The organism is Nostoc sp. CALU 546, from assembly GCF_048836525.1.
On record NZ_JAWJTF010000023.1, the window covers coordinates 1 to 24,926 of the forward strand.

The window sequence follows — 24,926 nt, forward strand, 5'->3', positions numbered from 1 at the left end:
TCACTAAGTAACGAATCGCACGCCCTCCATTATCTTCGTCCCGAAAATCCTCAAATTCTGGCAAGTACAAAGAAGCTAAGTCTAGATACTTTTGGAACTGTCTAATTCCAACTGATGGCTCCAATTTCTTGGCTGCCTCCTCTCGTGTTAACAATTGTTCAACTACACAACTTCCCTGAATTAGCAATGGTTTCGGCTCCTAGAGTTCCGACTGAGTTCCGATTGAGTTCCGGCTGAATTCCGATTGAGTTCCGATTGAGTTCCGATTGAATTCCGGTACTGATAATACTAATAATAAAAAAACCACCTACTGGTGGGGAGGGTTTTTCTAATGGCTTAGTGTTTGGGAAACACTAACTTCTTAATAAGTAACTATGAATCGCTCCAAAATGGTTAAGTACATACGGCTTTGGTTCGACAAATCTGGAACTACTTTCATCAGCTAACCAGTTTTTTAGTGCCTCAACTGAGTAACCTGACAAACGACTCATTTGGTAAGTCGAGAAATTATGGACTTTTTTAAATTCTTTAGGATGTATTGGCTTAATACCAATATTTTTCATTACGATTGCTCCTACTATTTGTGAAGCTATTGTGGGAGTATTCCATTCTTTAACGTACCATACCGCACAAACATTTGCAAACATAACGCAAACTGCCGTACTATCTTTATATTATTTCTCTGTTATGTATGCCGAAATCAGGATTTAAAACAATCACAGTACCGGACTGGATTGTTGATGAAATTAAGAGACAGCCTGACTATAAAGGCAATCAAGCTGCCACTTTGGGGGCGCTCGTTAGGGATGGTGTTGCGGCTCGTGGCGGAGAATTGGAAAACCCAGCAATATTCCTTGCACAAGTACTGAATCACTTACCTAATTGGGAGCGGCACGAATCCTGGGAGTTGGCGCTGGCTATTTTGGGTTGGTTGCAAGAAACAGAGCGCCCTTCTAGTTAGCTTTGATGATATTACACAGGTTTTCAGTTGTATGATTTTGCTGTTACGCGAACGCGCTACCCCGGAACAACTTGAACAAATGCAGCAAGAACACAAGTTCTACATTAAAACCGCAGTTGATATCGAACGTCGGGTACTAGTTGGTGGTGGTGATTTGCATTATGACTGCGAACAAGCTCTTTTGGGTGATGGTAGTCGGCAAAAAACTATCTGGGCGGCAAGCTTTATGCCTGTAACTCAAAAGATGATTTTTGAATCAATTGTCAATCTTCGTCCCCCGCAAAATAGATCAATGGAGATATTGGACTCTAATATTAGAGAAAGGGTTGCTCAAATCATTATCGAATTCCTGGGAAATTTATGATCGAATTGACACCGAGACAACAAATTTTTATACAAGATGATGTGCCTACCCGTTTACATCATCTAGCTGCACACCTTGAGCAAATTCAGTCTTTGTGGACTGGGGTATCATCTCAGGAATTGATGCTGACTCTGGTAAAAGAAAGTCGATACTTTATCGAGTGGACTGTACCAGATATGGTGAAAGCAGACGACATTGATAGAGCAGCAGAGTTAGTTGACTTAGGTCGTTTGTTAACTCGATGGCTGTTTAATTGGGAGAACATTTGGTCAGATACCGAGCAAAAGCAATCTGCATCTCTTGAAACTTCATATTGGTTACGTCGGGTTTTGGAAATATCACGTACAGAACCGGAATCAATGAGTGCCTAAACTCTATGAAGTCTGACGTTGTTTAACCAACACCGATCGCAAGTACTGCCGACAAGCTGCTTCTCCCCGATAAATCAGAATCCGCAGCCCCTCTACTTCCTGCATTGGAGAAACACAGATTTCAGCGATGGCAACAATTAGATTCTGCTGCTTCTCTACATAATCTCGATGTTCCTGCTCTAACACAGCAATTTTGGAGTTTAATTCCTGTATCTGCCGTAATGCTTGCGTCAGGGACGATTCTTTGTTTCGAGTGCGATTATCTAGAGTTAACGTCATTTTCTTACTCCTCTAAATTTAGATGGTTCATTCTCAGCTAAAAGTCTGCCGAACTCGTAAATCGTTACAGTTGGTTTTGGTTCCGGCTCCAGTTTTGGTTTTGGCTCTATTGCGAGTTCAGGACTACCTAACCCAACTGCATTTTTGATTTCTTGTTCCATATCAAAATTCCCCTTTTTGAGGCATCTGCTTCATATCATCGATTGCATTCAAGACTTCCCCCAAAATATTGAAAGCATCGTTTAAAACCACGTCATTCAATGTAGAAAAGTATTCGGAGGATTCGATATTGCGATAATCTTGACTACTGCTAATAAGCCGCAGTGTATATTGACAGCCTTGCAATATGGCTTGAATTTCTGAAGTAGTTAGCTTAATTTCCATTGGTGTGTTCTAACGTTGAAAAACTGAATCAATTTCGCCGTTATCAATAGCATTTTTGGCATGACTAACAGCTTGTGTATGATTATCAAAAGTTTGATTTGAAGGTGATGCCCAAGTTGTTTTAAAAAAGCCCTGCTTCCCAACGTGAACATCTACAGCACCATCTGATAATTCAGTAGTCTCGATTTTGTAGCCGCCATGTTTGGTTTTGTACTCTTTCATGATTGTTTCTCTCCCTAAAATTTATCTCGTTGAATACTGAGACTTGCTCCGATTAGAGAACTGCCCAAGAAAGCGGAAAAACTCACCAACATTGCACCCAGGCAGATATTTTTCTGTTGCTTCCAACCAGAGATGATTATATTGGGGTCAGCAGTGGACTCGATTACTTCTAGCCCCCAACAAGCCATTGCTCCAACTCCCGAAAATCCAGTAATTAGCAGAGAGACAATTGCAGTTGTTTCTATGGTGCGATCTATGAAAATCCTGGGGTTGAATCTTTTTCGAGTCCGGCGGCGAAGAACCAATTTACTCTTATGGTCTAATTGAGATTGGTAAACAACTTGTTTGTGATTAGTCATTTTATATCCTCCAACTGGACATAGAAACCTGCACCTGTATTGGTAATTTTTACTTTTCTTTGATTTACCAAGCCTTGAATCACTCCCAGGCTAAATTTGATACTGCACAACCGTGCGCTACCTCCACAGCGTCGAAGGTATTGTAAGCATTGGTGCGACTGGTCGGCAGTGGTGGGGTAAGTGGATTTTCTCGGCATAATCTTGACTATGACTCTATGATTTCTAAATGATGTGCATTGAAAAAAATTCCTTGACCAGTTGGCATATCTGAGAAATGAACGCAAACCATGCCGTGTCCTGAATACTGAATTACTGTACCTGTTTGCCCTAACCTGGGGTCTTTTTCTACAACTGTCTTGATGACTTTGACAACTGAATTAATTGGTGGAAGATTAGCCATTTTTAATCCTTTGCTGAATAGCCGATTATTGATTAGTAATTCGAGTTTTCACCAATACCATATTGCCATTTTAAAAAACTGACTGGAGTACAGATTTCTTGCAAATCACAAGCTCCCGTTGGGGCATTCCAGTCATATCGGTATTCTTCTTCAAAATACCCCAGTCCCCAATGCCAACCGTCATATTCCGGCTGTGACTCCCATCCAAACCAGAGAGCAACATTTACTTTAATCAGATAGAAGAACTTAATCATCCATCCGCCATCGTAATCAGAAATAAAATCGTAATACTCTCTTAAAAATCGTTCATTTGTTAATGTAATTAGATCCATTCTTGACCAAAGATTCATCTACTTAGTACCTTCTTATTGTGTTGCTAACTAAAATTGAATTACTGTGATTAGCTAAGATGATGGTAAAATTTCTTCATGTTTGACAAAAGGTGTTCATGTTTGATAACACTTGCAAATTTATTGCTGAAATGTATTCTCCTGATTTCGCCACTTGGCTATTAGGAGAACCGATTACTTTAACCAAATTAAGTCCTACAGAATTGTCTTTAGAACCTATTCGTGCTGATGCTTTAATCTTGTTGCAATCAGATGAAGTTGTTCTCCACATTGAATTTCAGACCAAACCCGATGACGATATGCCTTTTCGGATGGCTGATTACCGTTTGAGGGTGTATCGCCGTTTTCCCAAGAAGCGAATGCACCAAGTCGTAATTTACTTAGATAAAACTGAATCGGAGAAGGTGTATCAAACTACTTTCACTGCTGGAAGTTTACAACATGAATTTTCAGTGATTCGTTTGTGGGAGCAACCGCCAGAGGTCTTTTTGGCAGCACCAGGATTACTGCCCTTTGCGGTTTTGAGCGCTACTGAGAACAAAGTTGCAACATTGCAACAGTCATCTGCGGCTATTGACCAAATTGCTGATCGCCGCACACAAAGTAATATTGCTGCCGCCTCTGCAATTCTGGCTGGGTTAGTATTAGAACAAGAAGTGATTAGACGTTTATTTAGGAAGGACATAATGCGCGAGTCAGTTATTTATCAGTCAATAAGGACTGAAGGAATTGAGGAAGGAGTTCGCCTTGTTGCAGTTAACCTTCTAAAAGAGAAGATGCCTATTGAAATGGTAGTAAAAGTTACTGGGTTAACAATCGAACAAGTACAAAGCTTGCTCATCACAGACGTTGAGTAGCTCAAATAAGCAATACACTGCTTGTTAAAATTGCTTTCCCGAAGGTATACCATGCGTGAATCAGTTATTTATCAGTCAATCAAGGCTGAAGGACGGCAAGAAGGGAGCGATAAAAAAGCCCGTAAAATTGCTATCAATTTATTAGCTGAGGCTATCAGCGTTGATGTGATAGCTCGGGTTACTGGTTTACCAGTAGAAGTGGTGCAACAATTACAGCAGGAATAATCCGAGAACCAAGAGTAATTTTGCGACTATTCCTATACTGAATCGGCTCACTGAGGGCTGTATTTTAAGTCCCCATTTTTTTACTTTACTCAGTGACAGTGCGGGTTGTTGACTACAATGCCCGTGTTTGTTGTAGCTGCTTGTACTTATCCCAATTCCTGGGATTATGACGTGATGAGATTGACTCTTCAAATTCCCAGTTCTGAGAATTGGTATCGAAAAACTCAATGGCTGCATCAAAACCACATTGTAAAAATCTGCTGTATGATTCTTCCGAGCAAAGAATCGATTCGACAATTGCAGTCAAGAGTTTGAGGTTGGTTTCAGTAGCAGCGCATTCTTTGTCGAGCCATTCGATTGTTTCTATTAACTGTTGTTTAGCAGAAGCCGCAGTAGATTCAGGTAATGCTGCAACGGGAATAAAACCTGTTAGCTGTTTCATGTTCGATTTGCTCAAAAATTATCTATTTCTGCAACACCTTCATCAGTTGCCACTTTTCGTTGAGATTTGGCTTTGGTAATTTGAAATTCGTTCGCTTTAATCACGGGCATTGCAGCCTCTTTACTGGACGTTCGCTCATTTTGACCTTGTGAGTGAGAATTATGTCTTACAGGGCTTAAGTTCAAGCTCATAAATGGATTCAGGGATTTTCATCAATAAAAGAATCTGTTTTTGAAGCTGGTTAATAGGGGTAATGAAGACCGTAGAATCAGGGAGGAAGTAAAGAGTTAGGTGACAAAAAGCCTTAAGCATTTGTTCGGCAGAAGGACGAGGAGTTTTTCGTTTGGGATTGCCATCATAAAGACCTTGCAAAGAATCTTCAGCTTGTTGAAGTGCCTGCCTGACAACAAACTCCATAAGGGTAAAAACGCGCAAAGCAATGTTTAATAAAAACATCAAGCCAGTGATTCGGTTTTGATTCTGGAAGTAAATCGGTAAAGCAGGCAAAGAACCCCTTTTAAAGCGATGAAAACCGCGTTCAAGAAGCCATTCGTCTCGGTAATACATTACCGACTCAGATAAAGTTAGCTGTTCGGTAGGTGCATTAGTTACGTACAATCGCCAACCAGCCAAAATTTCTGCTTCAACAATTGCACTATCAATTTTCTCAATTTGGAGTTGAAGCCGTGTCGAAGTAACCTGTTGTTGTAGAGTATTTTTCGAGGGTCGTCCTCGTCTTTGATGGCGAGTTTCTGTTCGTGTTTGTTCTGTAATCGTAGTTGAGAAAAAATCAGTAACGCGATGGCGTTTGAGGATATTCTCAACCTTATAAGTAAGCACATCTAGCTCGGTTCCTGGTTTATTGGCTAATTTCTCCAAGGCAAGTTGAGCTTGATTGATGCGTTTGTTTTGACTATCAATCGCTCCTAGAGCAAGCTTGTGGGAATAAACTACCAAATAGCGTTCGTGCCAACGAACCCATTTATTTGTTTCTGGATTTAACCAAAACTTACCCAACTCAACCTCAAAACCTTTACCAACAGCAGTTTCTTGTTCTTCTTGTTGGGGTAAACGAATATCGATGATTTCTGTTGATGATTGTTTTACCCATTGTTTGAGCAATTGGGGGTTTTGTCCGCTCATTGGCAAGGGAACACAGTAAAATCCTCCATTTAATGCGATGTTGGCACGGGTTGAGATCGAACCAGCCTTACAGTCAGCGATGAAGACAAAATGTTTGTGCCCAATTACTTTTTGTATCTTTTGCCAGGTGGGAAAATATAAAGGGTCATCGGCTCCATTGCCTTCAAGAGTGGCGCTGACTAACGGCATTCCCATCGGGTCGAGCGTTGCTAGTAACTGACGATATTGCAATAAGTCTGGGCGTTTATCTTTGGAGTAGCCATGACGCAATAGATTGTCTTCTAGATGACTTGTGTTTTCATGATTTACACTGAAGCTTGTTGTGTCTGTGCGTGCAATTTTTGTCGGTAATTCGTATGCTCTAATTATCTGCCTTCCTAATTTAATTTCTATTTCTTGTCTAGCAAGTGATTGCTTGCCTAATTCTTCTACTACCCTTCCCAATCTGTCATCACTGACATCTTTGTTTCCTATCGACCACCCCGTTGTCAATTCCAAAATCTTTCGATGTGTTTCTACCCATTCTTCGACTGCACATAACCGATGGTCTGATTGAGTGATTATATACGTTAGTAATAATACACTCAACTGCCCGTAGCTCATTCCTTGGTGGTTTCCGTGCGGCTTCTTCAGTTTTTGGTCGATATGTTTGGCTATCTCTATCTGAGCAAGCCATTCAACTATTAATGGAATATCGTCTATCCGCTCGGAGCTTATTTTTACTTCTGTCTCACTCATCGATGCACCACCACCTGACATCATTCTCTACTCAAACTACCCCCAAATCCACTCTCATCAGGGAGTTGCTTCAAAAATCCTCTTAATCATTACCCCTCAAGGAATTAATTCCTTTGACTGCCTTAAAATCAGCGAACGCACAGTCTTTAACTGCTGCTTTCGCCTGATGATAGAGAAATTGAACTACACCGTCTGCATCTTCTTCATCCTCAACTTGTGCCCATAAAGAACAACCTAATTCGATTGATTCGTAATTGCCCAAGTTAAACTTTCTCGAATAACTAACTGAGACAGTACCGATTTTCATTGACTTGTTTGAACCGCTAATTTATCTAGTGGCGACTCAAAGGTGAATCGCCGTTGTAGTGTCTAATTACCGCTTGTTACCTTGCGGCATTGCTGTTTGATTCTGTCCTTGCAGAGATGCCCTCGCCTCAGTCTCCGAAACCGGGAGTAATGCTGGTGCAGTGACAGCATTTGATGCCCAGCGCTCGTAAGTATCATTAGTCACCCAATGAACTGTTGCCCCAGATTCAGCACCAGAGCGAATCATCTCTGCTGCAACGAGAGCATCTTTCTCAAAGTCAGACTGTGGGTTACGGTACGACCATTGGATAAACCAGTACGTTCCTAGCGTTCCTTCTACTTTTTGGAACTCCGCGCAGAAAATGTAGTTTTTGAGTACGCTAGCGATCGCCTGATAACAGAACTCTTTTGGATCTCCCGGCATCCCCTCTTCGCACCACTGCTGGAAGGCGCGATGGGCGAAGTGATTGTACAATCCAGCAAAATTGTCTTTACTGCGGCGGTGGATCAGAAAACTAAGCAGCATCGAAGCTGGCCCCTTAAACTGGTCTTTAAGTCCGCCAGCTACCGGAATTACCCACAGTTCAGTAAATGGTTCGTTGGTAAAGTTCTCGTTGATAGTCAATGCACGGTCAGGACGAGAAATTGCGATCGCAAAATCAGCCTTGTTACCTTTAAGATATCCTCCTGCTTGTGCTTCTAGAATCGTCAGTTTTGGGGGACAATCGAGTAAGAATTGACCATATTCCTTAGCGCAATTCGCTTGTAGTTTAGGTTGGCTGGGAGGAATGAGAAAGACGCTGTTGTTGATAATGATTGTTTCCATAATTGCGTTGTTGTTGGTAAAAATTGCATTGATACTGGATAGTGTTCGACTTAGCTATTTATCGAGCAGAATTCAGGAGCCAAGAGTCAGAATTCAGTTGGTTATTCTGACCGAATCTCAAGGTGAACCGGGGGTATTTCCAACTGTGTGGAATGGTGATTGTTGGTTGCATTATTCTGCCTCCTGATTAAACTTGACTTCAACGATTTCTTCTACACACCCCATTACCTCGCCCAAGTAATGCAATGTATCGCCCACGTGAGTTGCTGCTTTTGGGTCAATCTTCTTGTCTGCAATTAACAAGAGCCAGTTTTCATCTTGAGCGATCGCCTGAATCTTCAGGTAGCACGAGTTGAACTGCTTCAGTATTTCTATCGGTTCCATTGCTATATTTATGATGTAAGTAAAACAGTCTTATTGAGGAAGTGGGCAGCAACGCCCACCCTTTTCCTTACGCAGCAACCAAATGTTTCGCTGCTGGAATATATCTCTTTAACCGCTCCCACTCGTCACTCGTTAGCGCATCGAATTCTTTATCTAGCAACTCTTCTTCTGTGGGCAATTTTTCTGTAGTCGCTTTTGATACCCTTGCCACATTCATGAAGTCATCTAACCCAACTGCTGCATCAACTGGCTCGGCGTATCGAAGAGAATCGACTCCGTTAGACCAGTGGGTAATATGCTGAAATATCACCCCAATCATGGAATCATCTGTGTACACTCGATAATTTCTGGGGCAAGCTCCGCCAACGTAAACTAGTTTGTATCCAAGGATTTCCATGACCTCTGCGTTGGGGTTGGTTGGAGGTAGGAGTATTTTGTCAAGAGATTCTTCAAACTGAGTCTGTTGAAGAGAAAATGTGCTAATCATTGTCTGTGTGCCATGATGATTTCGATTATCTAAATTTCCTTTGAGTGGCGATTGCAGTTGTTTGGGGCAGCAATCGCCTTTCTCACTTGCAGTACTAGAGATTTCTTATACATCTGCATTCGCATCTGTAGCAGGTAGGAGAATATTTTCTTGACACTCATTTACTTCAAGTGAGAAGTTACTTGCTGTACTTTATGTCATGATTGGTATTTCTAAAGCAGCGATTGAGCTTTGGAGGCGATTGCAGTTGCTTGGGAAGCAATCGCCTTTTCTACCTTCAGCAACTTACGCCGCTACTGCCGTTCGGACTCCCAACAGCGCAATCACATCTTTTGCACTGCCAGCAACCCGATTTACCCCGTACTGTCTTGGTCTTGCGTACCAGGCTTGTTGATTGCACCCGACGAAGCCGACAAAATGCCCGTCTTGATAGAGTTTGGTACTGAATCCTAACCAATCGATCTCTCCGTGGTACAGACCGAAAACAGTGCAGGCTTTTTCTAGTTCATCGCTCAATCGCTCGTTGCGCTCCAGGGGTGTTTCTGGCAGAGTCGCTTTGACCTCTGCAACTCTTGCGGCGAACCAGTTGCGGTCAAATGGTAGTCGTCCGCCGTCGAAGAACTGCACCCATACTGTGATTCCGCCTTCTATCCAGATCGTGCGGATTGATTCGGGTTGGACTTCGATAATCTCACCAATGATGCGGCGATCTCTGGTGGTGAGAGGGTCTTGGGTGGGGGCTACAGCTTCGGCTTGGGATTCGAGGTGGCTGTATAGTTCTGCTTGGGCAAGGGCTTGCTCATCACGAAAAGAACTAGGAATTGCTTGCTGTGTATATGTTGCATAGTTCATAATAGAAATCTCCTTAATCGGGGAAAAGACGATCGCTGAGTTTTGCAGACAGTAGCGGTCGTCTTTGTTATATGTGCAAACGACGTTGTGGTTTAGCACAACGCTTTCAAATAGATTTGGCGTAGCCATCAAAGCTAGTTGCTAAGAGCATTCTCAAGACAGCAGACAGCAGCATCAGGGGATGTGTGAGGAAGCGCTGTGTTCCCAAGAGGACACTCTACTAAATTCAGCTTTGCTGTAAAATCTTTGATTTCTAGACGAATGGCACTAAATAACCAGTTTTTTAAGACTTGGTAGGTCATCGAGATCATCTTCGTTGGCTTGAGCATTACAAGTTTGGCTTCCGGCTGCTAGTCCCGGTGGCACTTGGTTTTGTGGTTAGTTGAATGAGTGAATGTTTGGTAATTTGCAAACCCTTTTTGCGTTCGGGTGCAGGCGGTTGCATTTCCTTGCCCTTACACCTATAATATAAACCATTAGCTAATGGTTGTCAACTGTTAAAAACATCATCTTACCCTTGATTTTTATAAACCATCAGCTTATGATTTATAGCAGATAGCTAATATTTTGATGCTTTAGTTAAAGGAGGTGAATTCAGTAGCAGTTCTTGCCTTGGCATCATTATTAATCTCTGAAGTTCCATAAACCATTAGCTGTCAGTTGTCAACCAACAACTAATAGTTAATGCTTCAATCAAAGGAGGTGAATTAGGAGATGGAAGTGAAAGTAACGATTACGATTGATGTTCCAGGGTTAGAGAATGATTTAGCTGAGGCAATGAAGCAGAAGGGTCTATCTTTTCAAAAACTTGGTGAAGCCGCAGGTGTTACAGGTACGGCTGTCTGGCAAATAACCAGCAACAAGAATAAATCTATTAAGGTGGAAACTCTCGGCAGAATCGCTAAGGTACTGGGAATTGAGTGTCAACCCAATATAGAATCACTTGCGATTGAAGAGGTTAAAAGTGCATTTGGCGAAACCTCCTAACTAAAAGCGATCGCCCACCGTCCAAAGTTTGCGATCGCCCCAACTAAACCCCCAAGAAGGAATAGCTATGTCTAACCTATCAGTTTTTAGCTTTGAGTCTCAAGAAGTTAGATTTGTTGGTACAGCAGAAAAGCCAGAATGGGTAGCTGCTGATGTGTGTGCTTGTTTGCAATTAAGGGATACAAGTAAAGCACTAGAGACATTGGAGCCATCCGAAAAGGGTACGAGGAATGTTCGTACCCTTGGTGGTGAGCAAGAAATGCTGACTGTCAATGAACCAGGGCTTTATCGTCTTGTATTTAAGTCCCGTAAGCCAGTTGCCAAACGTTTCCAGTACTGGGTGTTTCATGAAGTCCTGCCCTCTATTCGTAAGACAGGTAGATACTCGGTTGCCCCAGGAACCATGACCCAGATTCAAATCCTTGCTGCACTCGCCCAACAGATGGCAGAACAAGAGCAAAGGCTATTGGAACAAGAACGCCGTCAAAACGAAGTACTGGCAAGACTAAAAGCGGTTGAAGTTGAGCAAGATCGGTTTAATAGCCCATGTGGTCACAAGTACAGCGTTATGGGTTTTGCTAAACTTCGAGGACTTGAGATATCACTCTCACAAGCCGGCAGCAAGGGAAAGAAAGCTAGCGCGTTATGCCGCAAGCAGGGGGTAGAAGTAGAACAAATACATGACCCAAGGTTCGGCTATGTGGGTTTATACCCTGAAAGTATCTAGAACGGCAAAACTAACTGGAGAGGTGAGACTAAAGGCTTAATTACGTATGCGTCTTAGAAAATATCAAACGAGTATACTATGCTTCCAACCTACCTCTAGCAAGTTTTACCACTCTAGATTTATTCTGTAACTAATTGCTTGCGTTTACGAAGAGATGTGATCCCGAAAGCACCTAAGCCTAAGATACCAATCAGGGAGGCGGGTTCGGGAACAGCTTGGGTAACTACGTCAAATTTGAAATTGGGGCCAATCCTACCGTTACCTGCTGTCAGGGTTGAAGGAAAACTAAAGCCTTGGGATGAACCATTTCTGGCGCTACCGGTGAGAGTAATTTCTGGAGCCGTATTTACAAATCCGGGAACAGTATAAATATCACTAAATGGACTAGTTATTGCTGCACCAATAACGTATGACATTCCAGCAAGAAGATTGACTGAGGTAATATCCTGGTAACGAAAGCTTCCAGTTAGTGGACTGGTGGTTTGGACAGTTGTTGAAGCTAATAAATTCCCGTCCGATGTCCACAAACCAACTAAGTGGGATTGTGATAGAGGATTCGCAAGAGTTTGATCGTAAAAACCTAATGCAGTAACCGAGAGGTTTTCATTAGCAGTGAATGACCAACCAATTGTTTGATTTGTACCATTAAAAGCTGGGAAGTTAGATCCACCAGCGAAACTCTGTATCGCTTCAGATGCGTATACAGATGGTACAGAAACTAAAGCTGTTGTCAGGATGAAAGGAGAAGCTATTGATAACTTTTTTAGTACATTTACGATTGTCACGATCTTATTTCTCCGATAAACTTTAACATTCGAGACTCTCCACAGCAATGTAACCTTTTTATACTAGAAATGCCAATAATCTCCAGCAAATTCACGCAAAATATAAATAAGGGCTAGTTTATTTATTTATTGTGGGTACAAGCCCCCGCAACAATGTTTGATTTGGCGGTCAACAAGAAAGTGGTGAGTTTAAGCTCCAATTGCCTTTAATTTTGAATTAATAATTTTGAATTTTGAATTGCTGCTTGACGGTGCTTATCTACTCTTGTGCAGAAGGTGTAAATCAAGATTCCCTTGCATTGATACTGCCAAGCGACAAATTACTTTCTGAAAACGGGGACGCATAATCTGCAACTCGCTCCCATCCCCACTTATAAGCAGTGTCAACTAGAATTTCTTTCCCATTGCGGAACTTAATAAATTCTTGTCCGTGGTCGTCAAATATGTCTGCAACCAGTTGATTACGCTCATCATAACCCCACATATCTACTGCTGCCCTCCACCAACGCTTTCCGGGAGAGAGCAACTGTTCAAGTTCTAAATACTCTGGCTTCCAGTATTTGGTGCGCCATTGATTTGCCAGTGCCTCGATTAGTATTGCAGTCGGGTAGATCGGCTTCAGGTTTTCTTCGAGCCAGAGTATATAAACGATTGCGCTCCTGAAAGCATCTTCTAAACAATAGCTGGATGCTTCTAAAGTTTCTTGGAGTTGCTCGTCATTAAAATTTACGCCGAGCGACCGTAGGGCTGGAGCGTACAAATCAAATAATTCTTGTTCTACTGAATCGGCAGACCAGAACCACATAAGAAAAAGAAAACTCCTGCTGGGTGGCTAAATAAAATTTAGCATTTAGCGTGGGAAGTATTGATGTGGGGAAAAGTAGCGATCGCTAATCAACCGCATGGGCTTGTAGAACAGGGTTATTCTGCTTCCTTGCCAGAAGAAAACCAAGTCTCTGGTGTTGAAGTGAAAGCAGATCATGAGGGTGAAAGTTCCTCTGCGCCTGTCACCAGCGCTGAAAAATGGTCACATGAGGCGATTGATTGTAGCACGGTCAAATCTGCGACTGCCTACAGGCTTAACAAGTGCTTTTTCCTCTAGTTTAGAGATTTCTTTCCGTAAAAGTGGCCCGATACCACGAAGTGGTTGCCAAGGGCATCGCACTTTGATCTAAAATCATCTATCACTTGCCGGAGAGGTGATAATAGTACAACTAATCCTGTACCACTACACACAGATAGATAGTACTTGTTTTCAACCTGTGGCACTATTGAAGCTGACAGTTACAGTAGAAAAGACGATCTTGATGAACACCAGACAGATTGCGCTTGTCGTAGGTTCGACAGGCATTGTGGGCAAGAACCTTTCCGACCACCTTGTAAGGACGAGCGATTGGACGGTGTACGGGCTAGCCCGCAACCCATCGACAGAGCAAGGCATCCTTCCCATTTCGGCAAATCTGCTCGACCGTGACAAACTGAAGTCGGCGCTGGCAGGAATCGATGTGACGCACGTTTTTTTCTGTACTTGGTCTCGCCAGACTACCGAGCAAGAGAACTGCGATGTCAACGGTGCGATGCTTCGCAACCTGCTTGAGGCGCTGGATGCGGCACCCAGGCTTACTCACGTTGCCCTTGTGACCGGCGGGAAGAACTATCTAGGCTCGTTCGAGGCCTATGGACAAAGCACGTTGGACACACCGTTCCGGGAGGAGCAGCCTCGCGTCCCCGGTCTGAACTTCTACTATGTGCAGGAAGACATTCTGTTTGAAAAGGCAGCACAGCGAGGCTTTGAGTGGAGTGTTCACAGGCCATCAACGATCATTGGCTATGCACTCGGCAACGCGATGAACATGGGTGTCACACTCTCAGTGTACGCGACTATCTGCCGCGAAACAGGACGCCCCTTTCTCTTCCCCGGTTCGCCCCAGCAGTACAACGGCTTGGTTGATGTCACTGACGCACATCTGCTCGCGCGGCATCTTGAGTGGGCTTCGATTACGCCTGAAGCCACCAACCAGGCTTTTAACATCGTCAATGGTGATATCTTTCGCTGGCGCTGGCTGTGGCCAGAGCTCGCGGCATTCTTTGGCATCGAGGCCGCACCTTACCCAGGGTATGCGACTCCTTTGGTTAAGCAGATGAGAGAGGCTGAACCAGTGTGGGATGGTATTGTTGCTCAACACGGTCTCAAGCCGCATTTGTTGACCCAACTTTCCTCTTGGTGGCATACCGATGCAGATTTGGGTCGGGAAATCGAATGCCTCCACGATATGTCGAAGAGCAGAGTCCTTGGATTTCTCGATTATCAAAAAACGCTGCTGTCCTTCCTTGATCTCTTCGAGAGATTACGCCACGAGAATATCATTCCTTGAAAGCAGCAATTCATCACTTAAGTGGTATGAACAATTGTGTATGTAAGTCGCAGTTCCTGAGTTTGCAGACTATTCCTTAAGTAGAGAATTTGTCGGACAGTGCCGTACAACGCGATTTTCAAAGAATTATTCCGAAATTGCTACACCCGCTCGTTCTCCTAAAACTCGAGGAAATTCAATCGGTCGAGTTCAAGGTTGCGGCGAATTCGGGGGAGAATCCGGGATTTAAGTTCTTGCTCTCGTATTGGAATGACCCTGCGAAAGCAGATTGTGATCAAAAAATTATTGGCGAAGTTTCCGCAGTGGGGAATTGCGATTGTTGATGGGATATTGGTAGATTGAAAACTAAATTAATCAGTAGTGGGATTACTGAAGATTTTTCGCGCAAATGTAAGTTAATTAATATGTTAATTCTGAAGGATCAGCTAGTGGATAACGCTCTATTTAATTACGCCTACCTACTTAAAATTATAATTTGATAAATAATCTCTCAATTTCATCAGCAGGTAGAGGTTTAAAAAAGAAATAACCTTGACCAAATTCACATCCTAGCTTTTGTAACCATTGAAGCTGCTGTTGTGTTTCAATTCCTTCTGCAATTACTGCTAATTCAAGTTGATTACTTAGTGTAATAATAGTTTCAACAACTTGATAATTCCGACTTCCTTCTTGCATTTGATTAACAAAGGAACGATCTATTTTTAAAGTATCAGCAGGTAATCGATGAAGATAATTCAGCGATGAATATCCGGTTCCAAAATCATCAATACTGATTTGAATTCCTAATGTTTTCAACTGCTCTAATATCTTGATGGTCTCAATGATATTATCAATAAGCATACTCTCAGTAATTTCTAAAGTTAGGCTGTTAGCATCTAAGCCTGTCAGAGCTAGAGTTCGTTCCACATCCTTAACTAAAGTGGCTTTACGAAGGTCTTGAACAGAGAGATTAACACTAACTTTCAGTGGAAATTGACCAGATAACTGAGTTTGCCATATCGCAAGTTGCTGACAAGCAGTGTAGAGCATCCAGCTATCAAGAGGAACAATCAGCCCTGTTTCTTCAGCGATGGGAACAAATTCAGAGGGAGGAACTAGTCCACGAATCGGGTGTTGCCAGCGTACTAAAGCTTCAAACCCAATAACATGGTTTCTATTTAGATCGATAATTGGTTGATAATATATAAGAAATTCCTCTCGTTCGATAGCCTTACGCAGGTCATTTTCTAAATTGAGCCGTTTAAGTACTTGAGTGTGCATCTCAACATCAAAGATTCTATAGCAGTTTTTACCTTGACTCTTGGCTCGATACATGGCAATATCCGAATCTCGAATCAAATCGGAGGCTTGAAGATAATTTTTGGTTCCTAAAACAATACCGATGCTGGTGGTGATAAAGACTTCATATCTATTGACTATTAATGGAGCTTGAAATTCTACCAATATACGTTCAGCAACATCAACGGCTTCTTCAATACTGCCGATGTCTTCAAGCAAGATCACAAATTCATCACCACCCAGCCGAGCCGCTAAATCTACAGAGCGAATCTGGGATTTTAATTTCTGAGCAATAATTGTTAGTAGTTGATCGCCTGTTAAATGTCCTAAGCTGTCATTAATGATTTTGAACCGATCCATGTCGAGAAACAAAACCGCGAAGTAATATGTTTCTAAGCGGTTAGCTCGTTCAAGGGCTAATTCTAGCCGCTTCATCAGTAGATTACGATTAGGTAAGTCAGTTAGAGCATCATGCAAGGCATTATAAACTAGCTGTTCTTCTGCGTTTTGGCGATCGCGCAGTACAGCAATATATTCGCTAATATCGGTGATTGTGCCAACATATCCCGTGATTTCTCCTGCGGAATCGTACTCTGCAACAGCTTGTCCAAATACCCAAGTAACCGTGCCATCAGGCTTTTGAAATCGATACTCTAGTTGGAAAGGACTATTTTCTCGAATTGTAGAATACCACTTATTTAAAACTTTTTCTCGTTCATCAGCATGAAGTCCTTTAATCCATCCAGTTTCGGCTGCTTCTTCAGGAGTTAGTCCGGTAAGAGAACACCAGCGTTCATTAACGTAAAAACAGTTTCCTTGAGCATCGGTTCGGAAAATACCGACTGGAACGGCGGCGGCCAAAGAAATATATTGTTGTTCGCTTTGCCGCAGATGCGCTTCTGTTTTTTGCCTTTCTGCAAGTTCAGTTTCCAGATGTTGATAAGCAGTAGCTTGTTGAATTGCGATCCCCATCTGGGTCGAAAGCTGTTGCACGAAAGCAATTTCTTCCGTTTCCCACTGTCTAGGAGCAAAGCTTTCAACCACGTTCAGTAATCCCCACAGGTTGTTACCTTGGATAATTGGAACCAAAATTTTTGCTCTAATCTGTAAACTTTCTAGTAGTTCTCGGTGACAATCACTCATCTGTGTTGTGTAGATATCAGACACAACTCGAATTTTTTCGTGGCGATATAAATCAAACAAATCAGTAGTAAAACAACTATCGTAAACCTGTTTACCGAGATAAGAAATATGATTATTGCTTGCCGAATCTGCGACAACAACCATGCTCCAGTCAAGTTGAAACTGTAAGATCATCGCCCGATCGCAGTTTAAGAGCGATCGGACTTCAATAACTGTTGTGTTGAGAATATCCTGTAGGTTAAGCGAAGAGCGAACTTGAGTAGCAATAGTTGCAATTAATTTTTCCCGTTCTGCTTTCGCTTTGAGTGTAGCTGTACGCTGTTGAACTTCTTGCTCTAATTCGGCGTTGCGATTTTGGAGTAGCGCTAATTTCTCTGCTTCTAAGCGATTCACATGATATTCCAAAACTCCAACTAAATTAGTTAACTCGACTGGATTTAGTACTTTTAAAATACTACTCTGAGTCACTATCCCCAATAACTCTCCTTGAGTTCCAGTAACTACTATCCGCTTGACTAAGTATTGCCGCATTGCTTCTTGAACTCTCCACAAAGAGTACTCAGGGCTGACTGAGAAAACAGGCGTACTCATCACGACCTGCGCCTGAAGGTCTTCAAAATTCAGTTCCAATGCTTGAAATTGGACAATATCTCGCTCTGTGACAATGCCAATCGGTATTTCTATGAGTTGACCTTGTGCCATTCGTTCTTCCACAAGCACCACCGAACTTACCCGATTTTCTGCCATCAGTCCAGTTATAGCTAGCATCGAAACACTTGGTGCAGCACAAATCACTTTAGAAGTCATCACATCTCGTGCTAGACGCAGGTGCAGCAAGTCTATTGGACGTGACAATTGCTGCAAGCTCTCATGAGTCAATAGTCCAACGATTTCGTCTTGTTCATTGAGTAGGGGCAAGTGGCGAATCCGATATTGCTGGAGTAGATTGACAGCTAAGAACAGATCGGTAAATGCAGATTGGTGTAAGGAAATGACTGGATGTGCCATTACATCACCAATTGCTAGATTTTCTAGTGTTCGCCTCTGAGAACTGAGGCGAACCACGTCTCGTTCAGTAAAAATCCCTAACAACTGATTCGCTTCAACAATCAACACGCAGCTTGAACGCACCTCAAGCTGCCGGGCTTCAATTTGAATATTTGCTTCTCTTGCTGATGAACACATACTATGACTACCACTCATCTGAGCAATTGCCGCCATCACAGATGTACTTGGTGAAACAATCAGTGGGTTGCGAATAATCGCTGACTCCAAATCAAGCGATGTCAAAGCAGTGGAAGATATTAACATTCGTACAAGGATATTTAAAATTTTTCAATTGATATTTTTATGATGCCCAGATCGCACTCGCTAAACTAATCGTCATTTAAATTGCATCATTTTCATGGTCAGGACTTACGCAACTGGCACAGTGCAATCGCTAATTAACCACAAGGGCAAGTTGAGAAAGGTTATTCTGCTACGTTGTTGGTTGAAAACTCGTGTGATTTGAATCATAAAATAAACTTTTAGCTCAAGATATGCTTCAAAAAAAGTTAACCATTTTATGCTTCAGAAATCGGCGTCAAAGTAGAAAAATCACATCTACCAAGTAATTGCAGCACTTGATGAGGGATTATCGTTGCGTCAGACAGCAACCACTTGCTAGTTAGGAAATGGTAGTTAGCCGATGAGTAATCAACTTGGCAAGTCTGGTAATTGATTATTAGACATCTCCAGAAATTAAGTTTTCACCTAGATAGGATAAGGGCTTGAGATTCTTTTTCGGAGATGTCTATTAGCTATATACAAAATCTCCATTTTGTCACTTCAAGCGTTGTAGTGCAGACTATAGTATTTATCAATCTGCATTTTGGTTTGCTCGATAGCTGTGGGTATATCTGAAAATGGATGTCTTTCTTGCAGAAGCATTTTGTCACCAACAGGAGCGTACAATTCGCATAAATAGCATTTACGTCGTTCGTCCCGCCAAACGTCAATATCACAGCCTTTGTATTTTTCGGAATGCTTTAAATCTTCTTTTAGTAAGTCAATCATACATAATTCCTATTTTGTAACTTAATTAGGATTGTTTCTATAAAGCATTGATGAATAGTTCGCATATTTGGGCTTATTTAAATAAGCGTCTTCAACCGTACTTGTCATGAAAATCCGAGTATCTTCTGGCTCATCTAGGTTGTTGATTGTTTGTATTAAATCCTTTTTTATAAGTAATTTTTGTTGCTCTTTAACATCATGAAATAAGCTCCAAGCAAATCTATACATTTCCGCATAAACTTGAGCCTGAGCGTATTCTTTTACCCCTGGTATTTCTGAATCTGTCATAATTCCCTTTTTGTCACAGGAACGTTAAAAGACTTCTGCTGTGGTTAGGTAGATGCCATCCCTTCCAGCAGAAGCAGAGAATGGAATAGTTTATTTTCTGGAAATCCCTAAATGGCTGGTTGTTTGACATTTTGACTACACGTATTTGAGTCATCGATAATAACAGAATAATGAGAAAATTCATTGAATTCTAATTCACTAATAAAACCAATTAAAGCAAATGGACATTTACAACCCAAAGCTTGTTTTAGAAAATCAGTATTTAGGTGAGATTCTTGGCAGACAATCTCAAAAATCTCTTCACTAGTTAATTCTAGATTTTCATCTAATTCCAATATTTGCGCTTCTATTAAGTTAACTAGTTTTTTAATAGAAAAACTAGTTCCAATTTTGTCAGAGATTGTTAGATGATTCATCTTAGTAACTATTATTTTTAATTTTACTCTGATTTTTAGACATAATCTTCAAATTGGGAAATACTGCTGTAAAATCGGGTACAAAGAAGCAGCAATTGCCTCAAACTTATCACCATCTGGATAGGGACGAAGAATTTCCTCACCGTCTTCGTTCAACCACTCTTGTCGTATTGGAGTGTACTCAAGCGATAGAATTGCAGTTCTCCACCAGCCAGATAACGCTAAATGTTCCCCAGACCAAAATAGTCGGAAATCAACCTTCTTATTTCGATAAACTTCACTAACAGGATTAGAATAAGGACGGTTTTTCGGATCAAAAGTATCGGTAGAATAGCCTTGTAAATCAATCATTAAAAATTCTTTTTTAATTTCTGCTGTTAATTTAAAGCGAGAGTGGAGATAATGAACAGATAAAATTTTAGCGGCTGCTAATTCAAATTCTATAGGTAAAGTAGATAAACTCATTAATTAATAATTTCCTTGAATACCGATGCGAACATTACTGAAAAACTGATCCCCTTGATAAAAACTGTTTACTATTTTTTGATGTTCACTCAAGTCCAACAGGATCTCGTTTGGGTTTGCGTTGCCCAACACGTTGGGAAGACTTTTTAGGCATTTTAGGCGTTTCCTGTTGAGTTGTGGCTTCATCATCAATCGTCTTCTTTTCTACCGTGTCACTAGCGGTAATATTTGTTTCTAGTGGTGTCTCGCTAATTGAAGAATCAGCTGGTTTCATCTTCTTGCGAGTTTGCTTTTTCTTGGGGACTGGCTCGATAGGAATTTCATCTGGTGTTGTGGAAGCTGTTTCATCGGCCGTAGAACTGACGGGCTTTTTACGAGTCCGCTTTGCTTGAGATGATGGTTTAGATGATTTTGAGGGCGATGCAACCACATCTGCTGCGCCCTTTGATAAATCCACCGCAGTTTTTGGTACAGATGTAGAACCCATTCCCATCTGTAGCAAATGCCACAAATGTTCACGACGACTTTCCATGTAACTAAGTTTTTGTTCACCCTCAGTAGTATCCAGCGCCATGCGTTCACATTGGGCAAGAGAGAGCGTATGTTCATGGAATTGTTCTAAACTCAGAGTATCGTGTCCATCATGCAATGCCGCCGCCACAGTCCGTATAAGCCAGTCCTTAAGTACCCCAACACAACCAATGGAACGTTCATAGAAGTAAAGCCAATGCTGCATTAGTTGCGGAACATCCACATTCATAGGTATTTGCGTCAGAAGTGCCAATAATGCGGATTGAAAGTCCTGGCGGTCAAGTTCATTCTGATACAAATAACGCGGAAAATGGATGTCCAGTCCCCGGCGGGATGCTTGACCACTTAAATTGCGAAAATTGAGCAGTTCGTAAGTCCCAATCAGAATGTGTAGCACACCGGTAACATTGGTCATGGACTTAATCCAGTCTAACTGGTCTAAAAGCTTACCAGCACTGGCACCAGTCCCAATCTTCATTAAGTGCTGTGCTTCATCGAGAATCACCGCCCGCACTCCACGTTTGGTCATCGCCTCTTCTAATGCGTGGCGTAGTTCGGGCGAATCATTAAACTGTGCTGTTTTAGTACGCCCACGTCCTTTCTTCTCCCAAGTCTGCTCCGCATCAATATCTATCAGCATCCGCCGCTCATAGAATGGTTCTCCCAAAAGTTTAAGTGCAGTGCGGTAATAATCTGCCCGATTAAACACCACACCATCAGATGGTCGTGTTTCTAATAGCAATAATGGCATCGGGGGCTGACTGCCGTTACGATAGCTCAAGGGATTGGAAACACCGGATAACGGTTCGGGTACATTTTCATTTAACCGTTTAGCAATCTGGCGAATCATCGTTGTTTTACCCACACCGCTTGGCCCATAAACCAACACATGAGCAAATCCGGCGGGTTCTCGAATCGCACGCATTAACAGCATATCTACCCGTGCTAACTGGGGATGTAAAACTGCATACTCCTTAAACTGAGTAAGTTTGAGGTGCATTTGGTCACTCCCTTTCCCGGTTAAAAATTTGTCCATTAACGGTATTCCCCTAGTATTGGCAGTCGTGTGAGATCCAACAGTTCAACGTTGTTTTGCAATGCTGGCAATTGTTCGTCATCTTGACTGTGTGCTGACATAGCCGACTCAAGAATGCTAACTGGGGGGAACTGGGGTACACCTTCCTTATTGGGCGTTAAATTTTCCAGTACCCCAACAGCTTCCAAATCCCGTAATCGTTGCATGAGCAAAGTTTCATGTTCTTGCACTGCCGCGATGAAGTCTGCTAGGCGTTTAGCAGAGATATTTGTACTCACAGCATTACGCTTATCTTGCTGTCTAATTTCTTGGGCTGCTAACAGCACTTCTTTCTCTGTGCGCCCGGCAAAGGTGCTGTAATACTGGGAGATACATTTGACCCATCTTCCCTCCAGGTACGCATAAGCTACACCCATATCAAAAGGGTCATAGCGCACACTGACTTTGGTTTTTTCGACAACCGGATTGCGGAAAGCATCGTTCCAGTAATAAAGATAATTGACTTTAATTCCCTGTCCCGGCTGGACTTTAGCGTTACCTTTGGGTGTACTAGGGCGTGTTGCCATGAGGAAGTCTTCGTTGTATGCAATGCGTCGGTGTTCTCTCTCCCCAGTGGCAGCGATAGCGTCGGTATAAACTTGTAATGGTGTCTCACCCAAGGAATCATGTACGCTCGTGTCATAAATGGTGTATGCCCACTCACACAGGTACGTATATAAATCTGCCAATGTCCAAACGGCAAGTTGTTTGGGGTCAACAACTTTGGTCAATTGACGTGGCTGCTTACTGGCTTGGGTGTTGCCGAGTAAGTTAAAGATAAATTCAGTATTGGTTGTGCCGAATAATCGCTCAACTACTGAGCCAAAACGGGGTTTAGCACCAGGTCTTGTCTTTTTGATGCAGTGGTAGCGTGCTAATAAAGTATCAAAGTAAACGCTATGAAATTCCTTGCCGCCATCTACAACTACGGATTGGGGAAAACGACCAAAACGCTGAACACACAACCTTAGTGCCATCATGCAAGACCTGTAAGAAGGTGGGTCAAAGGTGAGATAAACTGCTAAGATGCGTCGGGAGTAAGCATCAATCAGTAAGGTCAGCCAAGGGCGTCCTAAGTTCCGACCAGTTACTTGGGAACGTAACTCGATGTCGAGTTGGGTGTGGTCAAGATGGCAGATAGCAAAGGGGCGGTCTCCGTGCCGGGGTGTAGTTTTAGCTAGTTCTAAAACAATCGGTTCGGTTGCGTATGCGGCTTTTGCTCCCTGACGTTTTAATGTCTGCTCATGGATGGGACGCTTTTTTAGCCGAGTATAAAATGTACGCTGACTCAGTGGTGGGATGTTGGCTCTTTCGCAGGCTCTTGTATAGGCGCGATAAACGGAAGCGGCTGGAGCTTGTTTTGGTGTCTCAAAGTGTTCTGTAATAAATTTATCTAGTAAAACGCTGGCATCTGTTGGTGCTTTGGGTAGGCGATTTCCTCTATTATTTGTACGTGGGAGCAACCCAACATAACCGCAACCAAAAGTGGCTTCGGCTTCACGAAACTGTTTGACCCATCGAGACAAGGTGCTTTGAGGTATGTCCTTATATATGTCTGTGCGGTGCTGGAAATATGCTTGTACTAGATGAAATCTACGATTAGCTTTTTGTAGATCCGTAGGCGAGGCAGCATCCATCAATTCACGCACTCTAGAATTTATAGTTGCGTGTGTTTCTGAAGTATGAATGTTGATAGTGCCGCTATCAAATAATTGCAGAAAAAATGCTGTGGGCAATTGCATTGGTTGCCCAACTTCGGGTAAAAGTGTGGTTGTCTTCTCGCCCAAGTTAACTAAAGTCCAAAGTTGTGCGTCCCAGACTAATAAGGTATTGGGCAAAAGTGTTGTGGGCGAGGTGATTTGTTGATGATGCCCAGTTGTCCCTATGGCTAAATGTGTATGAGCAGTATGAGTTTGTTGGTCTGCCCATAATTGAACTCGCCAATGTTCCACTAGGGGAACTGCATACAAGTCTACGTAGAGTTGCTCAGTAGCAATCATGGCGTAGATATCATTGGCACGCACTCCTGGTATGCTTGCAAGTGTGGCGGCTATGGTTGTTCCTGGGGTGGCTTGAACTGCTGAAGAGATTTGTTCTGTAATGGAGTGGGGGATATTGACACTGAACCTAAAGTAGTCTTCTAAAAACATTAGGTTCTGGGTAAATACGGGATTTAGTTCGGTATCGGTGCGGACATGGTATGTTAGTCCAAATGATGCTGCGTAAGCTTCTCCTGGTGGGCAATGCCAATGACCAGTTTCAGTTTTTTGGTAGCGTGAGGGGTATTTTTGGGCTAGTCGTTTTAATTCGGTTTCGGTTTTCCATTCTTCCCATGCTGCACCACTTGGACGCAGTACGAAAAAGTCTGGGGTATGATAATGACCTATTTTTCGCCCGTTTTGGTTTTGGTACTGAATTTTAAATGGCGGTGGTTGGTCGTAGAACTCTAACACAATAGGATCATGTTCCATTTGATAAATCGCCCACAGTTCTACTCTGTGGCTTTCAAATTGAATGGTTTGACCCATTTTGCGGCTAGGGTAAACTCCACTGACGTTTTTGGCGCGTCCTTGTACTCTGCGAGAAGGTGGGGCAGCGCGAATTGCGGCGATTAGTAAGAGTGTTTGTGCCGTTAGTTGCTGTTGCTTACACCAATAATCAAATTCGTCATCTGTCATGAGAGTTTTTTATCCAAGAAAAGAGTGCTTCTCTTGTCAGGAGGCAGTTTTAGGCTTTCAGTACGCAATACAAAACTACGGAGTCATGGTTTTTAGTGAAGCATATCTTGGAATTTTGAATCATATTTTGAATTAAAAGTTTAAGTTAGCGCAATTTTTTCTGAGATTTT

The 24,926-nt window shown here is 42.4% G+C and carries 36 protein-coding genes and 2 pseudogenes; 9 read left to right on the forward strand and 29 right to left on the reverse strand.

Annotated features, from left to right (window positions below):
• Both RRG12_RS13790 and RRG12_RS13795 read right to left on the reverse strand, forming a co-directional pair.
• The coding region (locus RRG12_RS13790) for a hypothetical protein (protein WP_420759685.1) at positions 1-187 on the reverse strand (187 nt) is incomplete at its 3' end.
• 166 nt (positions 188-353) lie between these two features.
• A complete protein-coding gene (locus tag RRG12_RS13795; RefSeq protein WP_420759686.1) occupies positions 354-647 on the reverse strand; it encodes a hypothetical protein in 294 nt (97 codons plus the stop codon).
• A 44-nt stretch (positions 648-691) separates the two neighbouring features.
• Between RRG12_RS13795 and RRG12_RS13800 the strand changes: the two genes are divergently transcribed.
• The 3 genes from RRG12_RS13800 to RRG12_RS13810 are packed head-to-tail and all read left to right on the forward strand — an operon-like array spanning position 692 to position 1,696.
• Positions 692-961, forward strand: a complete 270-nt coding sequence (locus RRG12_RS13800) for a hypothetical protein (RefSeq protein WP_420759687.1) — start codon at positions 692-694, stop codon at positions 959-961.
• 31 nt (positions 962-992) lie between these two features.
• Positions 993-1,325: a DUF5674 family protein gene (locus tag RRG12_RS13805; RefSeq protein ID WP_420759688.1), complete on the forward strand. Its 333-nt coding sequence runs from the start codon at positions 993-995 to the stop codon at positions 1,323-1,325.
• Positions 1,322-1,696: a hypothetical protein gene (locus RRG12_RS13810; RefSeq protein WP_420759689.1), complete on the forward strand. Its 375-nt coding sequence runs from the start codon at positions 1,322-1,324 to the stop codon at positions 1,694-1,696. Before RRG12_RS13805 ends, RRG12_RS13810 begins: the two co-directional genes overlap by 4 nt.
• A gap of 3 nt (positions 1,697-1,699) precedes the next feature.
• Here the strand turns inward: RRG12_RS13810 and RRG12_RS13815 are convergent, their stop codons facing one another.
• Genes RRG12_RS13815 through RRG12_RS13850 form a run of 8 tightly spaced genes read right to left on the reverse strand, consistent with a single transcriptional unit; the run spans position 1,700 to position 3,672 of the window.
• Complete coding sequence (locus RRG12_RS13815) at positions 1,700-1,975, reverse strand: hypothetical protein (RefSeq protein ID WP_420759690.1); 276 nt, start codon at positions 1,973-1,975, stop codon at positions 1,700-1,702.
• Positions 1,972-2,136, reverse strand: a complete 165-nt coding sequence (locus RRG12_RS13820; protein WP_420759691.1) for a hypothetical protein — start codon at positions 2,134-2,136, stop codon at positions 1,972-1,974. Before RRG12_RS13820 ends, RRG12_RS13815 begins: the two co-directional genes overlap by 4 nt.
• 1 nt (position 2,137) lies before the next feature.
• Positions 2,138-2,359 (reverse strand): hypothetical protein, encoded by a 222-nt coding sequence (locus RRG12_RS13825; RefSeq protein WP_420759692.1) that lies wholly within the window; start codon positions 2,357-2,359, stop codon positions 2,138-2,140.
• A 9-nt stretch (positions 2,360-2,368) separates the two neighbouring features.
• On the reverse strand, positions 2,369-2,581 hold the full coding sequence (locus tag RRG12_RS13830) for a hypothetical protein (protein ID WP_420759693.1): 213 nt from the start codon (positions 2,579-2,581) through the stop codon (positions 2,369-2,371).
• A gap of 14 nt (positions 2,582-2,595) precedes the next feature.
• Positions 2,596-2,940: a hypothetical protein gene (locus RRG12_RS13835; RefSeq protein ID WP_420759694.1), complete on the reverse strand. Its 345-nt coding sequence runs from the start codon at positions 2,938-2,940 to the stop codon at positions 2,596-2,598.
• Complete coding sequence (locus RRG12_RS13840; RefSeq protein WP_420759695.1) at positions 2,937-3,137, reverse strand: hypothetical protein; 201 nt, start codon at positions 3,135-3,137, stop codon at positions 2,937-2,939. The genes RRG12_RS13835 and RRG12_RS13840 overlap by 4 nt, the downstream gene beginning before the upstream one ends.
• Before the next feature lie 8 nt (positions 3,138-3,145).
• The gene (locus RRG12_RS13845) at positions 3,146-3,340 is read right to left on the reverse strand and encodes a hypothetical protein (protein WP_420759696.1); all 195 of its coding nucleotides are present in this window, start codon (positions 3,338-3,340) and stop codon (positions 3,146-3,148) included.
• A gap of 32 nt (positions 3,341-3,372) precedes the next feature.
• On the reverse strand, positions 3,373-3,672 hold the full coding sequence (locus RRG12_RS13850) for a hypothetical protein (RefSeq protein WP_420759697.1): 300 nt from the start codon (positions 3,670-3,672) through the stop codon (positions 3,373-3,375).
• Positions 3,673-3,788: 116 nt separating this feature from the next.
• Here RRG12_RS13850 and RRG12_RS13855 point away from each other — a divergent pair, with 116 nt between their 5' ends.
• Both RRG12_RS13855 and RRG12_RS13860 read left to right on the forward strand, forming a co-directional pair.
• Positions 3,789-4,547, forward strand: coding sequence for an Rpn family recombination-promoting nuclease/putative transposase (locus RRG12_RS13855; protein ID WP_190965153.1), 759 nt, complete (start codon positions 3,789-3,791; stop codon positions 4,545-4,547).
• Positions 4,548-4,598: 51 nt separating this feature from the next.
• A complete protein-coding gene (locus RRG12_RS13860) occupies positions 4,599-4,772 on the forward strand; it encodes a hypothetical protein (RefSeq protein WP_242061036.1) in 174 nt (57 codons plus the stop codon).
• Between the two features lie 112 nt (positions 4,773-4,884).
• Here RRG12_RS13860 and RRG12_RS13865 read toward each other — a convergent pair whose 3' ends face one another.
• The 9 genes from RRG12_RS13865 to RRG12_RS13905 all read right to left on the reverse strand — a co-directional run bounded on the left by RRG12_RS13865 (position 4,885) and on the right by RRG12_RS13905 (position 10,252).
• Entirely contained in the window at positions 4,885-5,214 is a 330-nt protein-coding gene (locus RRG12_RS13865) for a hypothetical protein (protein WP_420759698.1), read from the reverse strand.
• Positions 5,215-5,225: 11 nt separating this feature from the next.
• The gene (locus RRG12_RS13870; RefSeq protein ID WP_420759699.1) at positions 5,226-5,405 is read right to left on the reverse strand and encodes a hypothetical protein; all 180 of its coding nucleotides are present in this window, start codon (positions 5,403-5,405) and stop codon (positions 5,226-5,228) included.
• On the reverse strand, positions 5,374-7,116 hold the full coding sequence (locus tag RRG12_RS13875; protein WP_420758750.1) for an IS1634 family transposase: 1,743 nt from the start codon (positions 7,114-7,116) through the stop codon (positions 5,374-5,376). Before RRG12_RS13875 ends, RRG12_RS13870 begins: the two co-directional genes overlap by 32 nt.
• Positions 7,117-7,177: 61 nt before the next feature.
• On the reverse strand, positions 7,178-7,402 hold the full coding sequence (locus tag RRG12_RS13880; protein WP_420759700.1) for a hypothetical protein: 225 nt from the start codon (positions 7,400-7,402) through the stop codon (positions 7,178-7,180).
• 66 nt (positions 7,403-7,468) lie between these two features.
• On the reverse strand, positions 7,469-8,227 hold the full coding sequence (locus RRG12_RS13885) for a hypothetical protein (RefSeq protein ID WP_420759701.1): 759 nt from the start codon (positions 8,225-8,227) through the stop codon (positions 7,469-7,471).
• 171 nt (positions 8,228-8,398) lie between these two features.
• Positions 8,399-8,611, reverse strand: a complete 213-nt coding sequence (locus tag RRG12_RS13890; RefSeq protein WP_420759702.1) for a hypothetical protein — start codon at positions 8,609-8,611, stop codon at positions 8,399-8,401.
• A 67-nt stretch (positions 8,612-8,678) separates the two neighbouring features.
• Entirely contained in the window at positions 8,679-9,098 is a 420-nt protein-coding gene (locus RRG12_RS13895; RefSeq protein WP_420759703.1) for a hypothetical protein, read from the reverse strand.
• A gap of 285 nt (positions 9,099-9,383) precedes the next feature.
• Complete coding sequence (locus RRG12_RS13900; RefSeq protein ID WP_420759704.1) at positions 9,384-10,079, reverse strand: hypothetical protein; 696 nt, start codon at positions 10,077-10,079, stop codon at positions 9,384-9,386.
• 5 nt (positions 10,080-10,084) lie between these two features.
• Entirely contained in the window at positions 10,085-10,252 is a 168-nt protein-coding gene (locus RRG12_RS13905) for a hypothetical protein (RefSeq protein ID WP_420759705.1), read from the reverse strand.
• A gap of 412 nt (positions 10,253-10,664) precedes the next feature.
• Between RRG12_RS13905 and RRG12_RS13910 the strand changes: the two genes are divergently transcribed.
• Both RRG12_RS13910 and RRG12_RS13915 read left to right on the forward strand, forming a co-directional pair.
• Positions 10,665-10,937 carry a helix-turn-helix domain-containing protein gene (locus tag RRG12_RS13910; RefSeq protein ID WP_094329319.1) on the forward strand — a complete coding sequence of 91 codons (273 nt, stop codon included), beginning with the start codon at positions 10,665-10,667 and terminating at the stop codon, positions 10,935-10,937.
• Positions 10,938-11,004: 67 nt separating this feature from the next.
• The gene (locus RRG12_RS13915) at positions 11,005-11,664 is read left to right on the forward strand and encodes a Bro-N domain-containing protein (protein ID WP_420759706.1); all 660 of its coding nucleotides are present in this window, start codon (positions 11,005-11,007) and stop codon (positions 11,662-11,664) included.
• A gap of 119 nt (positions 11,665-11,783) precedes the next feature.
• Here RRG12_RS13915 and RRG12_RS13920 read toward each other — a convergent pair.
• The 3 genes and pseudogenes from RRG12_RS13920 to RRG12_RS13930 all read right to left on the reverse strand — a co-directional run.
• Positions 11,784-11,876 (reverse strand): annotated as a pseudogene (locus tag RRG12_RS13920) (PEP-CTERM sorting domain-containing protein); the annotation flags it as partial.
• A 111-nt stretch (positions 11,877-11,987) separates the two neighbouring features.
• A pseudogene (locus tag RRG12_RS13925) lies at positions 11,988-12,449 on the reverse strand (DUF4082 domain-containing protein); the annotation flags it as partial.
• A 283-nt stretch (positions 12,450-12,732) separates the two neighbouring features.
• Positions 12,733-13,254, reverse strand: a complete 522-nt coding sequence (locus RRG12_RS13930) for a hypothetical protein (protein WP_420759707.1) — start codon at positions 13,252-13,254, stop codon at positions 12,733-12,735.
• Between the two features lie 63 nt (positions 13,255-13,317).
• On the opposite strand from RRG12_RS13930, the gene RRG12_RS13935 reads away from it, so the two are divergent.
• On the forward strand, positions 13,318-13,551 hold the full coding sequence (locus RRG12_RS13935; RefSeq protein ID WP_420759708.1) for a hypothetical protein: 234 nt from the start codon (positions 13,318-13,320) through the stop codon (positions 13,549-13,551).
• Positions 13,552-13,711: 160 nt separating this feature from the next.
• A complete protein-coding gene (locus tag RRG12_RS13940; RefSeq protein WP_420759709.1) occupies positions 13,712-14,824 on the forward strand; it encodes an SDR family oxidoreductase in 1,113 nt (370 codons plus the stop codon).
• Positions 14,825-15,292: 468 nt separating this feature from the next.
• Here RRG12_RS13940 and RRG12_RS13945 read toward each other — a convergent pair whose 3' ends face one another.
• The 7 genes from RRG12_RS13945 to RRG12_RS13975 all read right to left on the reverse strand — a co-directional run bounded on the left by RRG12_RS13945 (position 15,293) and on the right by RRG12_RS13975 (position 24,756).
• The gene (locus RRG12_RS13945; RefSeq protein WP_420759710.1) at positions 15,293-18,556 is read right to left on the reverse strand and encodes an EAL domain-containing protein; all 3,264 of its coding nucleotides are present in this window, start codon (positions 18,554-18,556) and stop codon (positions 15,293-15,295) included.
• 519 nt (positions 18,557-19,075) lie between these two features.
• The gene (locus RRG12_RS13950) at positions 19,076-19,303 is read right to left on the reverse strand and encodes a hypothetical protein (RefSeq protein WP_190882457.1); all 228 of its coding nucleotides are present in this window, start codon (positions 19,301-19,303) and stop codon (positions 19,076-19,078) included.
• 21 nt (positions 19,304-19,324) lie between these two features.
• The gene (locus RRG12_RS13955) at positions 19,325-19,591 is read right to left on the reverse strand and encodes a hypothetical protein (protein ID WP_420759711.1); all 267 of its coding nucleotides are present in this window, start codon (positions 19,589-19,591) and stop codon (positions 19,325-19,327) included.
• A gap of 107 nt (positions 19,592-19,698) precedes the next feature.
• Complete coding sequence (locus RRG12_RS13960) at positions 19,699-20,007, reverse strand: hypothetical protein (protein WP_420759712.1); 309 nt, start codon at positions 20,005-20,007, stop codon at positions 19,699-19,701.
• Between the two features lie 48 nt (positions 20,008-20,055).
• Entirely contained in the window at positions 20,056-20,472 is a 417-nt protein-coding gene (locus RRG12_RS13965; protein WP_420759713.1) for a hypothetical protein, read from the reverse strand.
• 85 nt (positions 20,473-20,557) lie between these two features.
• Positions 20,558-22,003 carry an ATP-binding protein gene (locus RRG12_RS13970; RefSeq protein WP_420759714.1) on the reverse strand — a complete coding sequence of 482 codons (1,446 nt, stop codon included), beginning with the start codon at positions 22,001-22,003 and terminating at the stop codon, positions 20,558-20,560.
• A gap of 35 nt (positions 22,004-22,038) precedes the next feature.
• On the reverse strand, positions 22,039-24,756 hold the full coding sequence (locus RRG12_RS13975) for a TnsA endonuclease N-terminal domain-containing protein (RefSeq protein WP_420759715.1): 2,718 nt from the start codon (positions 24,754-24,756) through the stop codon (positions 22,039-22,041).
• Positions 24,757-24,926: the final 170 nt, after the last annotated feature.

Bases quoted from the DNA above. Each gene is read 5' to 3' on its own strand.
- RRG12_RS13795 (WP_420759686.1), bottom strand. From the start codon at position 647: ATGTTTGCAAATGTTTGTGCGGTATGGTACGTTAAAGAATGGAATACT.
- RRG12_RS13800 (WP_420759687.1), top strand. From the start codon at position 692: ATGCCGAAATCAGGATTTAAAACAATCACAGTACCGGACTGGATTGTT.
- RRG12_RS13805 (WP_420759688.1), top strand. From the start codon at position 993: ATGATTTTGCTGTTACGCGAACGCGCTACCCCGGAACAACTTGAACAA.
- RRG12_RS13810 (WP_420759689.1), top strand. From the start codon at position 1,322: ATGATCGAATTGACACCGAGACAACAAATTTTTATACAAGATGATGTG.
- RRG12_RS13815 (WP_420759690.1), bottom strand. From the start codon at position 1,975: ATGACGTTAACTCTAGATAATCGCACTCGAAACAAAGAATCGTCCCTG.
- RRG12_RS13820 (WP_420759691.1), bottom strand. From the start codon at position 2,136: ATGGAACAAGAAATCAAAAATGCAGTTGGGTTAGGTAGTCCTGAACTC.
- RRG12_RS13825 (WP_420759692.1), bottom strand. From the start codon at position 2,359: ATGGAAATTAAGCTAACTACTTCAGAAATTCAAGCCATATTGCAAGGC.
- RRG12_RS13830 (WP_420759693.1), bottom strand. From the start codon at position 2,581: ATGAAAGAGTACAAAACCAAACATGGCGGCTACAAAATCGAGACTACT.
- RRG12_RS13835 (WP_420759694.1), bottom strand. From the start codon at position 2,940: ATGACTAATCACAAACAAGTTGTTTACCAATCTCAATTAGACCATAAG.
- RRG12_RS13840 (WP_420759695.1), bottom strand. From the start codon at position 3,137: ATGCCGAGAAAATCCACTTACCCCACCACTGCCGACCAGTCGCACCAA.
- RRG12_RS13845 (WP_420759696.1), bottom strand. From the start codon at position 3,340: ATGGCTAATCTTCCACCAATTAATTCAGTTGTCAAAGTCATCAAGACA.
- RRG12_RS13850 (WP_420759697.1), bottom strand. From the start codon at position 3,672: ATGGATCTAATTACATTAACAAATGAACGATTTTTAAGAGAGTATTAC.
- RRG12_RS13855 (WP_190965153.1), top strand. From the start codon at position 3,789: ATGTTTGATAACACTTGCAAATTTATTGCTGAAATGTATTCTCCTGAT.
- RRG12_RS13860 (WP_242061036.1), top strand. From the start codon at position 4,599: ATGCGTGAATCAGTTATTTATCAGTCAATCAAGGCTGAAGGACGGCAA.
- RRG12_RS13865 (WP_420759698.1), bottom strand. From the start codon at position 5,214: ATGAAACAGCTAACAGGTTTTATTCCCGTTGCAGCATTACCTGAATCT.
- RRG12_RS13870 (WP_420759699.1), bottom strand. From the start codon at position 5,405: ATGAGCTTGAACTTAAGCCCTGTAAGACATAATTCTCACTCACAAGGT.
- RRG12_RS13875 (WP_420758750.1), bottom strand. From the start codon at position 7,116: ATGTCAGGTGGTGGTGCATCGATGAGTGAGACAGAAGTAAAAATAAGC.
- RRG12_RS13880 (WP_420759700.1), bottom strand. From the start codon at position 7,402: ATGAAAATCGGTACTGTCTCAGTTAGTTATTCGAGAAAGTTTAACTTG.
- RRG12_RS13885 (WP_420759701.1), bottom strand. From the start codon at position 8,227: ATGGAAACAATCATTATCAACAACAGCGTCTTTCTCATTCCTCCCAGC.
- RRG12_RS13890 (WP_420759702.1), bottom strand. From the start codon at position 8,611: ATGGAACCGATAGAAATACTGAAGCAGTTCAACTCGTGCTACCTGAAG.
- RRG12_RS13895 (WP_420759703.1), bottom strand. From the start codon at position 9,098: ATGATTAGCACATTTTCTCTTCAACAGACTCAGTTTGAAGAATCTCTT.
- RRG12_RS13900 (WP_420759704.1), bottom strand. From the start codon at position 10,079: ATGGCTACGCCAAATCTATTTGAAAGCGTTGTGCTAAACCACAACGTC.
- RRG12_RS13905 (WP_420759705.1), bottom strand. From the start codon at position 10,252: ATGACCTACCAAGTCTTAAAAAACTGGTTATTTAGTGCCATTCGTCTA.
- RRG12_RS13910 (WP_094329319.1), top strand. From the start codon at position 10,665: ATGGAAGTGAAAGTAACGATTACGATTGATGTTCCAGGGTTAGAGAAT.
- RRG12_RS13915 (WP_420759706.1), top strand. From the start codon at position 11,005: ATGTCTAACCTATCAGTTTTTAGCTTTGAGTCTCAAGAAGTTAGATTT.
- RRG12_RS13930 (WP_420759707.1), bottom strand. From the start codon at position 13,254: ATGTGGTTCTGGTCTGCCGATTCAGTAGAACAAGAATTATTTGATTTG.
- RRG12_RS13935 (WP_420759708.1), top strand. From the start codon at position 13,318: ATGTGGGGAAAAGTAGCGATCGCTAATCAACCGCATGGGCTTGTAGAA.
- RRG12_RS13945 (WP_420759710.1), bottom strand. From the start codon at position 18,556: ATGTTAATATCTTCCACTGCTTTGACATCGCTTGATTTGGAGTCAGCG.
- RRG12_RS13950 (WP_190882457.1), bottom strand. From the start codon at position 19,303: ATGATTGACTTACTAAAAGAAGATTTAAAGCATTCCGAAAAATACAAA.
- RRG12_RS13955 (WP_420759711.1), bottom strand. From the start codon at position 19,591: ATGACAGATTCAGAAATACCAGGGGTAAAAGAATACGCTCAGGCTCAA.
- RRG12_RS13960 (WP_420759712.1), bottom strand. From the start codon at position 20,007: ATGAATCATCTAACAATCTCTGACAAAATTGGAACTAGTTTTTCTATT.
- RRG12_RS13965 (WP_420759713.1), bottom strand. From the start codon at position 20,472: ATGAGTTTATCTACTTTACCTATAGAATTTGAATTAGCAGCCGCTAAA.
- RRG12_RS13970 (WP_420759714.1), bottom strand. From the start codon at position 22,003: ATGCACCTCAAACTTACTCAGTTTAAGGAGTATGCAGTTTTACATCCC.
- RRG12_RS13975 (WP_420759715.1), bottom strand. From the start codon at position 24,756: ATGACAGATGACGAATTTGATTATTGGTGTAAGCAACAGCAACTAACG.